A 12,880-nucleotide genomic window follows, 5' to 3' on the forward strand; every position below is an offset into this window, starting at 1 on the left:
TCCAGGGGTACGGGAGCCCTGCGCGCCCCCGGGCGAGGGGCCGGGGGCGCGCGGGGGCTCAGGCCAGGCCGAGCAGGTCGAGTGCGGGGCGGTGGATGAGGGCTTCGACGGCGTCCTGGTCGAGCGGGTCGAGCCCGGGGATGCCGGGAACGCGGGCGATGCGGCGCAGCCCTTCGATGGAGTCGTTCACCGTCGTGAAGGGGTAGTCGCTGCCGAAGAGGAGCTTGTCCCACACGCCGTAGTCCTGGACGAGCCGCAGGCTGTGCCAGAGCTGGAAGGGGCGGTAGTGCAGGGCGCTGATGTCCGCGTACATGTGGGGGTGCTTGCGGATGACGGCGACGCACTCGCCCTCGAAGGGGTGGCTGAGGTGCGCGAGGACCATGCGCAGCTCGGGGTGGCGCATCGCGACCCGGTCGAGGTGGCGGGGCATCGCGTATTCGAGCGGGGCCTGCGAGACGAAGGTGGTGCCGGTGTGGACGAGGAGCGGGAGGCCGTGCTCCTCGGCGTAGCCGAAGAGGTCGTCGTACTCCGGGTCCGCCGGGTCGAAGCCCGCGTACATCGGCATGATCTTGATGCCGCGCAGGCCCAGCTCCTGGTGCCCGTACCGCAGTTCCTCGCGCCACCCGGGCTGGGTCGGGTCGATCGCGAGGTAGCCGATGAGCTGCGCGGGGTGCCGCGCGACGTACGCGGCGACGGCCGCGTCGTCCACCCACAGGCCGCTGCGCCTGGCCTTGCCGCCGACGACGACGGTGCGGGTGCCGGGCGGGGCGCTCGCCGCGTACTCCTCGTACCGCACGGTGAGGTCGACCTCCCCCGCGTGGGCGCGCGCGGACTCGGCGCGGAAGGTGGCGTCGAAGTCGTGGCTGTGGCGGAAGAGGTGGGAGTGGACGTCGACGACGGGCCCGGAGACCGCCGGCGGCGGGGTGGTGGTGCTCACGTGCGGTTCCTCTTCTCCCAGCCCTCCGCGAACATGTTCCAGAAGCGGTGGCTGGGCGGGTGCGCGTCGAAGACCTCGTCGACCAGTTCGATGCCGAGTCCCGGCGCCGTGGGCAGCTCGATGTGGCCGTCCACGACGGGCAGCGCACCCTTGATCGCGTCGAAGACGTACGGCTCCAGGAGGCCGTCGAAGGTCTCCAGGATCTGGAAGTTGGTGATCCCGAGCACGGCGTGCACCGAAGCGGTCGTGCACAGCGGGGAGTTGGAGTTGTGCGGGGCCACGGTCATGCCGTGGGTGTCGGCCTCGGCGGCGATCTTGCGCAGTTCCGTGAAGCCGCCCGCCATGCTCAGGTCGGGCTGGACGATGTCGACCGCGCGGGTCGCGAAGAGCTGCTTGTACTCGTGGCGGTTGTGGAAGTGCTCGCCGCCCGAGATCGGGAAGGGCGCGCGCTCGCGCAGCTCCGCGTAACGCTCGATGAGCGTCCACGGCAGGGGTTCCTCGAACCAGCCGGGCTCGTACGGGGCGAGCGCGTCGACGAGTTGTCGCGCGGTGCCCGTGCCGAAGCGGGCGTGGCCCTCGATGAAGAGGTCCACGTCGGGCCCGACGGCCTCGCGCACGGCGGCGACAAGGGCGACGCTGCGCCGCAGTTCGGCCTTCTCCAGGTGGTGCAGCCCGGCGCCGAAGGGGTCGAACTTGAGCGCGGTGTAGCCGCGTGCGACGGTCTCCTCGGCTTTCGCGGCGAAGATCTCGGGCTCGCGCGCGCCGGTGTACCAGCCGTTGGCGTAGACGCGGACGCGGTCACGGGTCGCACCGCCGGTGAGCCGGTAGACCGGGACGCCGAGTGCCTTGCCCATGAGGTCGTGCAGGGCCTGGTCCACGCCCGAGACGACGATCCCGCCGATGTCGCCGCCGCGCAGGAAGTCGCCCTGGTACATGCGCAGCCAGATCTCCTCGGTGTCGAAGGGATCGGCGCCGACGAGGTGGCGGCGGCCCATCGCCTCGGTGAGCGCGCAGGTCTCGCGGGCACGGTAGGGGTGGGTGATCTCGCCGACGCCGGTGAGTCCTTCGTCGGTGTGGAGGCGGACGTAGGCGAAGTCGCGCCAGGCGGTGCCGAGCATCAGGGTCTCGACACGCGTGATGCGCCCGGCGGGCCCCGCGGGCCTGGTGGTGTTGACGGTGAGCATCAGCGTCGCGCCCCGCCCATCGTCGAGGTGTGGGCGAGGTCGGTGGGTGTGCCTTCGGCGAGCACGGTGCGCACGGCCTTCCCCGTCGCTTCGAGCAGCCGGTCGATGTCGTCGTCGGTGTGCGCGTACGAGATGTGGCTGCGCTTGAGGTTGAGGGGCAGTTCGAAGATCCCGTGCTCCGTGAGGGCGCGGCGCACGCCGATGAAGCGCGCGGCGTCGTTGGCGAGGAGGTCGTCGTACGTGAGCGGCGCGGGTCCGTCCATGAAGTACGTGACGAAGACGGAGCCGAAGCCGGTGACGACGGCGGGGACGTCCAGCTCGCGGTAGAGCGCGGTGAGCCCTTCCCGGGCGCGGGCGCCGAGGCGGTACAGGTGCTCGTGGACGGGTTCCTCGCGCAGTTTGCGCAGCGTGGCGCGCGCGGCGGCGACGACCTGGGGGTGGCCGTTGTACGTACCGGCGAAGAAGGCGGGGCCGCCGGGGCGGGTGCTGAAGAGGTCCATGAGGTCGGCCCGGCCGCCGAGCGCGCCGATGGGGGCGCCGTTGGCGATGGCCTTGCCGAGGGTCGTGAGGTCGGGGGTGATCCCGCAGATCTCCTGGTAGCCGCCGAGGCCGTGCCGGAATCCGGTGATGACCTCGTCGAAGACGAGGACGGTGCCGGCCTTGGTGCACTCCTCGCGCAGGGTGCGCAGGAAGGTGTCGGTGGGCAGGAGGGCGCCGACGTTGTGCGGGATGGGTTCGAGGATGACGGCGGCGATGTCCTCGCCGTGCTCGGCGAAGACGCGGCGCACGGCCTCGGGGTCGTTGAAGGGCAGGACGAGGGTCGCGTCGAGCACGGGGGCGAGGATGCCCGTGGAGGTGGGGTCCTTCGTGCCGACGCGCTCGGGCGCGGAGATGACGTTGAGGCTCACGGCGTCGTGCCAGCCGTGGTAGCAGCCCTGGAACTTGACGACGAGGTCGCGTCCGGTGGCGGCGCGGGCCACGCGCAGCGCGTGGAAGGTGGCCTCGCTGCCCGTGCTGGTGAGGAGGACCTTCTCCAGCGAGGGGACGAGCGCGGTGAGTTCCTCGGCGAGGGCGACCTCGGCCTCGGTGACGCCGACACCCGCGAGGGCGAGGGTGGTGCCTGCCTCGGCGGTCGCCGCCGCGACGTCGGGGTCGTTGTGGCCGAGCACGGCGGGACCGAAGGCCGCGTGGTAGTCGGTGAACTCCCGGCCGTGCTGGTCCCAGAAGCGCGAGCCCCGGGTCCTGGCGATCACCAGATCGGTGAAGCCGGGGATGCTGCGCTGGCCGCTGTTGACGCCCCCGGGGATGACCCGGCGGGCGCGTTCGGCGAGCGTCATGTGTGGTGCTCCTTGCGTCGATTGCTGTCGGCCGGAGGCCCGCTCTGCTCAGCGGGATTCCGGTGCCATCCGCCGCATTCGTCGCGATTGCTGTGCCGTGTGCCGCCCGGAGGCGCCACAGTGGTGCGTTTTTCAGAACAGTGTTCTGTTATTCGGAACAGCGCGCTCAGCGTAAAGCCGCCTGATTCCGGCGTCAAGAGGCGTTCTCCGGACAGGGGATCAGGTACGGACTATCGTGTTCGGCTATGCAGAACAGTCAGCGGAAGAGTCAGGGTGAGGCGGCGGTACCGGCCGAAGCGGCGAAGTACTGGGTGAAGACCGTGGGGCGCGGCGCGGAGATCCTGGAGGCACTCGCCGCTGGGGAACCCGGGCGGGGGCTGAGCGTCACGGAGGTGGGCAAGGCCTGCGGGATCTCCAAGAGCGCGGCGTTCGGCATCCTCCAGACACTGCGGCACTACGGGATGGTCGCCGACGAGGGCGAGGGGATGAACCGCCGCTACCGGCTCGGGATGACGCTCGCGCGCCTCGGGGACAGGGCCAGGGCCCAGGTCTCGCTGCGGGACGTGGCCCGCCCGGTGCTCGCGCGGCTCTCGGAGGCGACGGGGATGGCGGCGCGGGTCGCCGTGCCCGAGGCGGGGCAGGCGGTCGTGATCGACCAGGTGGACCGTGCCGTGGGGCCCGGGCTCGACCTGCGCATGGGCACGCGGGAGCTGCCGCACTGCTCGGGGCTCGGCAAGGCGCTGCTCGCCGCGCTGCCCGAGGACGAGGCGCGCGCCCTGCTCGCGGCGAGCGGGCTGCCGCGCAGGACCTCGCGCACCATCACCGACGAGCCGACCCTGCTCGCGCATCTGCGCGACGTGCGGGCCTCGGGGTACGCGCTGGACGACGAGGAGGACGCGGACGGGATCTTCTGCATCGGGAGCGTGCTCAGGGACCACCGGGGTGAGCCGGCCGGGGCGATCAGCGTCACAGGCCTCAAACTGGACCTGCCGAGCTGGCGGTTCCAGGAGCTGGGGCGCGAAGTGCGGGACGCGGCCGAGGAGATCAGCGGGGCACTGGGCTACGCGCCGGAGCGGCAGGGGCGGTAGGGGCGGACGCCCGAGGGGTTGACCTCGCCCGCCGGGGATGCTTAGGTACCGGCAATCCGGCGGGCCAGTGCCCGAACCGGCGCCGTGACCTGTTTCTCGCCGGGCTGCTCTCCCGGAGTCACGGCGCGGGGCGACCGCCCCGCGCCCTCCTCGCCATCCGCCCCCGCTCGTACGGGCCGCACCGGCCTTCGTGCGACCGGCAGTCGTTCGCCGCGGGAATGCACCACCTCACCAGCCGGTCCACCACCCGAGGTTGAGTCCCCCGTGAGCACTGCGTCCCGTCCTCCCTTCCCCGCACCACTCCCCGAGCCCGACGCCGGTCCCGAAGCAACGGCCGCGCCCGGGCCCGGCACGGCCCGCCGCAGACAACTCCTGCGCGCCGGCGGCATCGGCGGCCTCCTGCTCGCCGCGACAGCGGCCGGCACCACCACGGCATCGGCCGCGCCCGGCACGGGCGCCCCCGCGCCCCGTACCGTCACCGACGTCAAGGCCCTGCGAGCCCTGCCGCCCCGTGACCGCACCCCCGGCCAAGCCGTCCTCGTCAGCGGCTACCGCACACCGGGCGACGGCGGCGGGATGCTCGTCACCTGGGACGAGACGTCCGCGGCCGCCGACAACGGTGGCACCGTCCTCGCCCCCAGGGGCGCGGGCAGGAAGGGCCGTTGGCTGCGCCTGCACGACGGCGTCGTCGACCTCCGCTCCTTCGGCCTCTTCGGCCCGGACACGCCCGCCGACGCCGCGCTCGACGCGCTCGTGCACGACCCCTCCGTGCACCGCGTCGAGGCGCACACCGACCTGAACTTCACCAAGCGGCACACCTTCGACCGCTCGGGCATCGCACTCGACTTCGGTGGCCACCGCGTCACCACGACGGGCATCGAGCCGAACACGGACGACAACCCCTTCGGCGCCGTCCTCTATTTCAGGGGCAGGCGCACCGCCACCACGGTCACGGCCGAGCTCTCGGCCCCCATGCCCGACCTCGCCGACGTCTTCGAAGTGCCCGACGCGAGCGCGTTCGCCGTCGGCGAGTGGTGGGCCGTCGAGATCGACGCGAAGCCCGGCGGCGGCCAGTACGAGAAGGAGGTGCAGCGCCTCGTCCAGGTGACCGAGCGGGTCGACGGCACGCACATCCGCGTCAACTACAAGATCGGCTGGGACCTCGCCGCCGGCCGCACCTTCCGGTGGACGAAGGTCGAGCCCGTGATCAGCAGCCACGTGCGGAACATGGTCTTCGAAGGCGTCCCCGACGCCGATCAGCTCTCCGGCTCGCACCCCGTCGCCTACGAGTACGCGGTCTCCTGCGACGTCTCGGGCATCGACGCGACCGGCGCCTTCTGGCCCGTCGTGATGCGCCGCTGGTGCACGTACTTCCACACCTACCAGTGCCGGTTGAAGAACCCGTCCTCGGTGACCTGGGGCGGCGCGGGCTACCTGACGCAGCAGATCTACTGCCTGTACGGGCACGTCGAGGACTGCCACACGGCCAACGCGCGGCACCTCAACGACTGGACCGCCTCCGCCTACGGCTACGTGACCAACTGCCACGGCGACGGCGACGACCAGGGCCCCTTCGTCACGCACGGGCAGTTCGAGCACGACCTCGTCTACACGGGCAACTCCGGGCTCATGACCTTCGCCAACTCCGGTGCCGCCTGGGGCGGCGCGGCGAAGCGCGTGAGCGTCACGAGGCACGTGTGCTCGTGGTTCGTGGCACGCGTCGCCGTCACCGATCTGACGCTGGAGGACATGCGCGTCATCGGGAACGCCCAGGAGGGCTCCGGGATGATCTGGATCAACGCGGACGGCGCCCAGTTGCGGGGCTGCACGGCCTCGGGACCGCTCGTGATCACGCAGGCGTCGCGGCGCTCGACGCGTCCCACCGTCGTCGCCGACTCCGCGTTCACGCAGGGCAAGGGCGCCGAGGTGACCGCGGCGGACGTGAACGCGGCCGTGCACCTGGAACGGGTCGCGCTCGACGGGCTCGACGGCGCCTCCTTCAAGGGCACAGGGCCGCTCGTGCTCGACGACTGCGCCTTCACGGGGAAGCCCGAAGCGGCGCCCAGCACCTTCGCGCACTCCTCCGTGACCGTGCGCGGCGGCCGCCACCAGGACACCGGTCTCGTGCTGAACGGCGCGAAGGACCAGGAACTCCTCGTCGACGGCGGCGCGGTGCTCCGCGGCACCAACGCGGCAGGAGCGCTGCTCTCGCGCGCGGGGGACGAGGACCGCACCGTACGGTGGCGGCTCGGCGCCTGTACGAGCGAAGCCGCGGGCGACACCGCGCACATACGCCTCACCGAGGGCGCCAACGAGTACCTCGCCCAGGGCGCGGTCCTGCGCGGCGGCGGCATCGACCTCGCCGCCGCGGCCTTCGCCAAGGGCTGGCTCCTGCACAGCGGGTGCGTCGAGGACGGCACGCGCCGCACGCGCCTGCCCGCCGAGGGCGACCGGGTGCGGCACGAGGCCGGGAACCTGCTGCTCGGCTGAGCGGCACGCGCACCGGCCCGGCGGGCGGCGCCCCGGCCCCGTACCCACGGCACCCTCCCCCCCGTACGCGCGCCCCGCGCCCGTACCCCCCGCAGGGCCCGTGTGCCCGCACCGCCCGCCCCCGCACCTCCCGCACCACCTCCGCACCGCCCCGTACCGCGAGGACACCTCACCATGACTGCTCCCCTTCCCCGCCCCGGCCGGCCCGTGCGCGTCGCGCTCGCCGGCGCGGGCAACCGCGGCCTCACGTACACCGACTGGATCAACGCGCACCCCGGGCAGGCCCGGCTCACCGCCGTCGCCGACCCGCTGCCCGCCGCGCGGGCCCGTGCCGCGGCGGGCGCCGCGGGGCCCGTCGCCGAGTTCGACGACTGGCGGGGGCTGCTGCCGGGGCCCGGCGGCGAGCGGATCGCCGACGCCGTGCTCGTGTGCACGCAGGACAGGGACCACGTCGAGCCCGTCCTCGCGCTCGCCCGCGCCGGGTACGCACTGCTCACCGAGAAACCCCTCGCGCCCGCCGAGGAGGAGACCCGGCGCCTCGTCGAAGGCGTGCTCGCCACGGGGGTGCCCTTCGCCGTGTGCCACGTCCTGCGGTACACGCCGTACACCGACCTCGTGAAGGGCGTCATCGACAGCGGGGTCCTCGGCACGGTCACCGGGATCGAGCACCTGGAGCCGGTCGGCTGGTGGCACTACGCGCACAGCTACGTGCGCGGCCCCTGGCGCAGCGAGGCCACCTCGTCGCCGATGATCCTCGCCAAGTCGAGCCACGACCTGGACTGGATCGCCTACGTGACAGGCCGTCGCATCGAGACCGTCGCGAGCTTCGGCTCGCTCGCCCACTTCCGCCCCGAGCACGCGCCCGAGCACGCGGCGACGACGTGCCTCGACTGCCCGAAAGAGGTCGAGTCGGCGTGCCCGTACTCGGCGCGCAAGCTCTACTACCCGGCGCTGCGCACGACCGGCGGCGCCTGGCCGGTCAGCCACGTCACCGACCGCGCGCACGGGCCCGAGGACGAGGAGGTGCTCACCGAGGCACTGCGCTCGGGCCCGTACGGGCGGTGCGTCTACCACGCGGACAACGACGTGGTCGACAACCAGGTCGTCGCGATGCGCCTGTCCGGCGGGATCACCGGGACGTTCACGATGAGCGCCTTCACCGAGCAGACGCACCGCCAGACCCGGATCTTCGGGAGTCACGGCTGGCTGCGCGGCGACGGGGAGCGCGTCACCGTGCACGACTTCCGCGACGACACCGTCACCGTCCACGAGACGGAGGCGACCGGTTCGAACGCCGCGGAGGGGCACGGCGGCGGCGACACCGTCCTCATCGCCTCCTTCGTGGACGCGCTCGCCACCGGCGACCTCTCCCGCATCCGCTCGGGCCCGCTCGACTCGCTCGGCTCCCACCTCGCGGCCTTCGCCGCTGAGCGCTCCCGTCACCACGGGACCGTCGAGCAGGTACCCGCGCGCTGACACACGCCCGGCCCACCCCCCGCGCCCCGCACCGCCGCACGCCGCCCCTCCCCCGTACCGCCTGGAGCACACCACCATGAGAATCCGCCGCAGCCTCGCCTGTACCGCCCTCGCCCTCACGACGCTCGCCGCCACCGCCGCCTGCGGCTCGGGCAGCGGCGGCTCGGGCAAGGGCACCGTCAACGCCTGGGTCTACCCCGTCATCACCGACGAGAAGGCCAACAAGGCGTACTGGGACGGCCTGGTGAAGGAGTTCGAGAAGAAGAACCCCGACATCGACGTCAAGGTCTCCACCTACCCCTGGGCCAACCGCGACACCGCCCTCGCCACCGCGCTCTCCGCGAACAAGGGCCCCGACGTCGCCTACCTCATCCCCGATCAGCTCGCCGCCTACCAGCGCAACCTGGTGCCGGCCGACACCTACCTGTCCGCCGCCGACACGAAGGCGCTGCGCCCGGCCGCGCGCGAGGCGGTCACCGTGGACGGCAAGGCCCTCGCGACCCCTGTCCTCATGTCCGCGTACCCGCTGCTGTGCGACAAGAAGGTCTTCGACGCCGCCGGGCTCGCCGACCAGTACCCCAGCACGTGGGACGACCTCGACGCGCTCGCGCCGAAGCTCAAGGCGAAGGGCTACTACGCGACGAGCTACAGCGGCGACACGACGGCGACGCTCAACATGACCTTCTACCCGCTGCTTTGGCAGGCGGGCGGGGACGTCTTCGCGAAGGACGACAAGAGCGTCGCCTTCGACAGCCCCGCCGGTGTCAAGGCGCTGAGCTGGCTGCGCACCTACGTGCGGAACGGGTGGGCGCCGAAGGACCTCGTGACGTCGACACCGAAGATGGAGCAGACCGACCTCGCCAAGAACAAGGTCGCGTGCACGTGGCAGAACACCGCCGCCGAGGTCGCGCCCTTCTGGGGCGAGGACAACATCATCGTGCGGCAGCCGCTGAGCGCCGACACGAGCGCCGCGTACGGCACCGTCGGCACCCTCGCGGTCTTCAAGGGAGGGGACACGGAGGCCGCCGGGAAGTGGGTGAGCTTCGTGAGCCGGGCGGAGAACAGCGCGGGGCTCCAGAAGCCCGGCGGGTACTTCCCCACCCGCGAGGACGCGAGCGACCTCTACCCCGGTGACGCGCGGCAGCAGGAGACCGCGAAGGCGCTCGACACCACGAAGGTCGGCCCGCTCGCGACCGCCGCGCGCGACGTCATGGGCGCGCTCGCCCCGGAGATCCAGGCCGCGCTGCTCGGCAAGAAGAGCCCGAAGGACGCGCTCGACGCGGCGGCGAAGGCCGCGGACCAGATCATCGCGCGCAAGCGCTGAGCCGCCGCGGGCCGGGCCCGTACGCCCCGCACCACCCCGTACGGGCCCGCCCCGGCCTGCGCCCCGTACCGCCCCGTCTCCTCCCCGCCCCTCGCGCCGCCACCGCGGCGTCCGCACCACCCCGAAGGAGGTCCCGTGTCCGCTCTCGCGGAACGCCCTCACCCCGTCAGGCCCCGGCGCGGGCCGCACGCCCGGCGCGAGGCCAGGATCGGTCTGCTCTTCGTCCTGCCCGCCCTCCTCCTCTTCCTCGCCTTCCGCTTCGGGCCCGGCATCGCGGGCCTGCTGCTCGGCTTCACCGACTACACCCTCGGCCAGGACACGCACTTCACCGGGCTCGACAACTTCGACAGGCTCGTGCACGACCCGCTCTTCTGGTCGGCGCTCAAGGTCACCGTCGTCTACACGGTCATGGCCGTGCCCGTCACCATCGCCGCCTCGCTCGGCCTGGCGCTCCTGACCCGCCGCGCCTTCCGGGGCTCGAAGCTCTTCCGCTCCGTCTTCTTCCTGCCGGTCGTCACGAGCCTCATCCTCGCCTCGACGGTCTTCCTGTGGATCTTCTCCTCGGACGGACCGTGGTCGAAGGTCATGGGCGTCCTCGGCCTGCCGGACCAGTCGTGGCTCGCCGACTCGGCGCTCGTGCTGCCCGCGCTCGCGATCGTCGGGGTCTGGTCGCGCTGCGGATACGGCATGCTCATCCTCCTCGCTCGGCTCCAGGAGGTGCCGCGCGAACTGGAGGAGGCCGCGCTCGTCGACGGGGCCGGGCCGTGGAAGCGGTTCAGGTACATCGTCGCGCCGCAGCTCAAGGGCTCGTTCTTCTTCCTCGCCGTCATCGAGACCACCGCGAGTTTCCAGGTCTTCGACGCCGTCTACATGATGACCGGCGGCGGTCCGGCGAACGCGAGCTACAGCCTCGTCTTCCAGCTCTACGACGCCGGTTTCAAGTACTTCGACCTCGGCTACGCCAGCGCGATCGGCTGCGTCCTGTTCGTCCTGACCCTCGTGGTCGCGGCCGTCCAGCGGCTGGTCATCGGAAAGGAGAGCTGACGATGAGCGACACCGCCGAACTGCCCCGTACCGCTGGGAAGGCCGGGGAGACCGCCGGGGAGCAGGTCCCTGCTCCCCGCCCGCCCGGGCGCCGTGGGCCCAGGCCGCACGAGACGCTGCCCGCCGCGCTGCGGATGCGCCGCCGCGGCAAGGTGCTGCGCGCAGTGCTGCTCGTCGTCGCCGCGCTCGTCACGATCTTCCCGTTCTACGCGATGGTCGTGCTCTCGCTGAAGCCCGAGGGAGCCGTCGACCTGCCGGGCAGCCTCGCGCCCTGGCCGCTGCACGGCGGCGCGTACGGGGACGTGCTCGGCTCGCAGGACGTACCGCGCTGGCTGCTCAACACCCTCGTGTACTCCGTCGTCTCGGTCGTCGGGGTGCTCGTGCTCTCGGCGCTCGCCGGGTACGCCTTCGCGAAGAAGCGCTTCCCCGGGCGCGAGACGATGTTCTGGTCGTTCCTGTCGATGGTCATGGTCCCGTACCACGTCACGATGATCCCGACCTTCATCCTCATCGCGAAGCTCGGCGGCGTGGACACCTACTGGGGTCTCATCCTGCCGACCCTCGCCAACGCCCAAGCCGTCTTCCTCATGCGGCAGTTCATCATGGGGCTGCCCGACGAGCTGTTCGAGGCCGCCCGGCTCGACGGCTGCTCGGAACTCCAGATCTTCTTCCGGATCGTGCTGCCGCTCCTCAAGCCCATCCTCGCGACGCTCGGCACCTTCGTCTTCCTGTGGCACTGGAACGACTTCCTGTGGCCGCTCATCATCGGCCAGTCCACGGACATGCGCACGCTCACCGTGGGCATCGCCTCGCTCCAGCAGCAACAGGTGCCGCTCAACCAGGTACTCGCGGGCTCCGTCGTCGCCTTCGTTCCGATCTTCAGCGCCTACCTCGTGGGCCAGCGGTACTTCACCGAGGGCGTCACGGGGTCGGCCGTGAAGGGATGATCCCCACCCCCATGTCCAGCACTCCTACCTTCCCGGGGGGCGAGCAGGGTCTCGAAGACCTCCTCGCCACCCCCTCGCGGGGACTCGTCGCCGATCTCGCGGGCCTGGAGGGCGATCTCGTCCTGCTCGGCGCGGGCGGCAAGATGGGCCCGAGCCTCGCCAGGCTCGCGCGCCGCGCCCTCGACGCGGCCGGGCGCGCCGACGTCACCGTGCACGCCGTCTCGCGGTGGAGCGACCGCGCCGCCGCCGACGCGCTCGCCGCCGAGAACATCAGGCCCGTCGCCTTCGACCTCATGACGGGCGACCCGGCCGACCTCCCCGACGCGGGGAACGTCGTCTTCATGGTCGGCGCGAAGTTCGGCTCCGCCGGGCGGCCCGAGCACGCCTGGGCCGTCAACGCCGCGCTCCCCGACAGGATCGCGCGCCGCTACGCCGCCGCGCGCGTCGCCGCCTTCTCGACGGGGAACGTCTACCCGCTCGTCCCCACCGCGGCGGCGGGCAGCGTCGAGAGCGACCCGGTCGGCCCCGTCGGCGAGTACGCGATGTCGTGCCTGGGCCGCGAGCGCGTCTTCGCCCACCACGCCCGCGAGCACGGCCTGCGGCTCGCGCTGATCCGGCTCAACTACGCCGTGGACCTGCGGTACGGGGTCCTCGCCGACATCGCCACCGCGGTACGTGCGGGCACGCCCGTCGACGTGACGACCGGGCACGTCAACGTCGTGTGGCAGGGCTACGCGAACGAGGTCGCGCTGCGGGCGCTGACACGGGCGGCGAACGAGCCCTTCACGCTCAATCTCACCGGTCCCGAGACCGCGTCGGTGCGCCGCCTGGCCGCGCTCTTCGCCGCCGAGTTCGGCACCGAGGCCGCGTACGCGGGCACCGAGTCGGGCACCGCGCTGCTCTCGGACGCCGCGCTGTGCCACGAGCTGTACGGCTACCCGGGCGTGCCGCTGCGCACCCTCGTGGGCTGGCAGGCCGAGTGGCTGCGGCGCGGGCTGCCGCTCTCGGGCAAGCCCACCAAGTTCCAGGTCCGCGACGGAAGGTTCTGATCAC

The 12,880-nt window shown here is 72.3% G+C and carries 10 protein-coding genes; 7 read left to right on the top strand and 3 right to left on the bottom strand.

The annotated features are described in order from the left end of the window. Nucleotides 1-58: 58 nt before the first annotated feature. From ACQYWQ_RS01355 to ACQYWQ_RS01365, 3 genes are read right to left on the bottom strand one after another with little or no spacing between them, the layout of a single operon-like run. A complete protein-coding gene (locus ACQYWQ_RS01355) occupies nt 59-937 on the bottom strand; it encodes an amidohydrolase family protein (RefSeq protein WP_431032000.1) in 879 nt (292 codons plus the stop codon). After that, nucleotides 934-2,121 carry a mandelate racemase/muconate lactonizing enzyme family protein gene (locus tag ACQYWQ_RS01360; protein ID WP_431032001.1) on the bottom strand — a complete coding sequence of 396 codons (1,188 nt, stop codon included), beginning with the start codon at nt 2,119-2,121 and terminating at the stop codon, nt 934-936. The genes ACQYWQ_RS01355 and ACQYWQ_RS01360 overlap by 4 nt, the downstream gene beginning before the upstream one ends. Then, nucleotides 2,121-3,458, bottom strand: coding sequence for an aspartate aminotransferase family protein (locus ACQYWQ_RS01365; RefSeq protein WP_431032002.1), 1,338 nt, complete (start codon nt 3,456-3,458; stop codon nt 2,121-2,123). The genes ACQYWQ_RS01360 and ACQYWQ_RS01365 overlap by 1 nt, the downstream gene beginning before the upstream one ends. A gap of 245 nt (nt 3,459-3,703) precedes the next feature. Between ACQYWQ_RS01365 and ACQYWQ_RS01370 the strand changes: the two genes are divergently transcribed. From ACQYWQ_RS01370 to ACQYWQ_RS01400, 7 genes are all read left to right on the top strand, one after another. Beyond that, complete coding sequence (locus tag ACQYWQ_RS01370; RefSeq protein WP_431032003.1) at nt 3,704-4,546, top strand: IclR family transcriptional regulator; 843 nt, start codon at nt 3,704-3,706, stop codon at nt 4,544-4,546. A 576-nt stretch (nt 4,547-5,122) separates the two neighbouring features. Then, a complete protein-coding gene (locus ACQYWQ_RS01375; RefSeq protein WP_431039030.1) occupies nt 5,123-7,036 on the top strand; it encodes a peptidase C14 in 1,914 nt (637 codons plus the stop codon). 174 nt (nt 7,037-7,210) lie between these two features. After that, the gene (locus tag ACQYWQ_RS01380) at nt 7,211-8,512 is read left to right on the top strand and encodes a Gfo/Idh/MocA family protein (protein WP_431032004.1); all 1,302 of its coding nucleotides are present in this window, start codon (nt 7,211-7,213) and stop codon (nt 8,510-8,512) included. A gap of 76 nt (nt 8,513-8,588) precedes the next feature. Beyond that, the gene (locus tag ACQYWQ_RS01385) at nt 8,589-9,836 is read left to right on the top strand and encodes an extracellular solute-binding protein (protein WP_431032005.1); all 1,248 of its coding nucleotides are present in this window, start codon (nt 8,589-8,591) and stop codon (nt 9,834-9,836) included. 135 nt (nt 9,837-9,971) lie between these two features. Then, nucleotides 9,972-10,880 (top strand): carbohydrate ABC transporter permease, encoded by a 909-nt coding sequence (locus tag ACQYWQ_RS01390; protein WP_431032006.1) that lies wholly within the window; start codon nt 9,972-9,974, stop codon nt 10,878-10,880. Nucleotides 10,881-10,882: 2 nt separating this feature from the next. After that, nucleotides 10,883-11,827, top strand: coding sequence for a carbohydrate ABC transporter permease (locus tag ACQYWQ_RS01395; RefSeq protein ID WP_431032007.1), 945 nt, complete (start codon nt 10,883-10,885; stop codon nt 11,825-11,827). 11 nt (nt 11,828-11,838) lie between these two features. After that, nucleotides 11,839-12,876 carry an NAD-dependent epimerase/dehydratase family protein gene (locus tag ACQYWQ_RS01400; RefSeq protein ID WP_431032008.1) on the top strand — a complete coding sequence of 346 codons (1,038 nt, stop codon included), beginning with the start codon at nt 11,839-11,841 and terminating at the stop codon, nt 12,874-12,876. The last annotated feature ends 4 nt before the right edge of the window (nt 12,877-12,880 follow it).

The organism is Streptomyces sp. P6-2-1 (assembly GCF_050613165.1).
In the GTDB taxonomy this organism is placed as follows: domain Bacteria; phylum Actinomycetota; class Actinomycetes; order Streptomycetales; family Streptomycetaceae; genus Streptomyces.

Coding starts and splice junctions, on each gene's coding strand:
- ACQYWQ_RS01370 (WP_431032003.1), top strand. CDS start 3,704: ATGCAGAACAGTCAGCGGAAGAGTCAGGGTGAGGCGGCGGTACCGGCC.
- ACQYWQ_RS01385 (WP_431032005.1), top strand. CDS start 8,589: ATGAGAATCCGCCGCAGCCTCGCCTGTACCGCCCTCGCCCTCACGACG.
- ACQYWQ_RS01380 (WP_431032004.1), top strand. CDS start 7,211: ATGACTGCTCCCCTTCCCCGCCCCGGCCGGCCCGTGCGCGTCGCGCTC.
- ACQYWQ_RS01395 (WP_431032007.1), top strand. CDS start 10,883: ATGAGCGACACCGCCGAACTGCCCCGTACCGCTGGGAAGGCCGGGGAG.
- ACQYWQ_RS01365 (WP_431032002.1), bottom strand. CDS start 3,458: ATGACGCTCGCCGAACGCGCCCGCCGGGTCATCCCCGGGGGCGTCAAC.
- ACQYWQ_RS01400 (WP_431032008.1), top strand. CDS start 11,839: ATGTCCAGCACTCCTACCTTCCCGGGGGGCGAGCAGGGTCTCGAAGAC.
- ACQYWQ_RS01360 (WP_431032001.1), bottom strand. CDS start 2,121: ATGCTCACCGTCAACACCACCAGGCCCGCGGGGCCCGCCGGGCGCATC.
- ACQYWQ_RS01375 (WP_431039030.1), top strand. CDS start 5,123: ATGCTCGTCACCTGGGACGAGACGTCCGCGGCCGCCGACAACGGTGGC.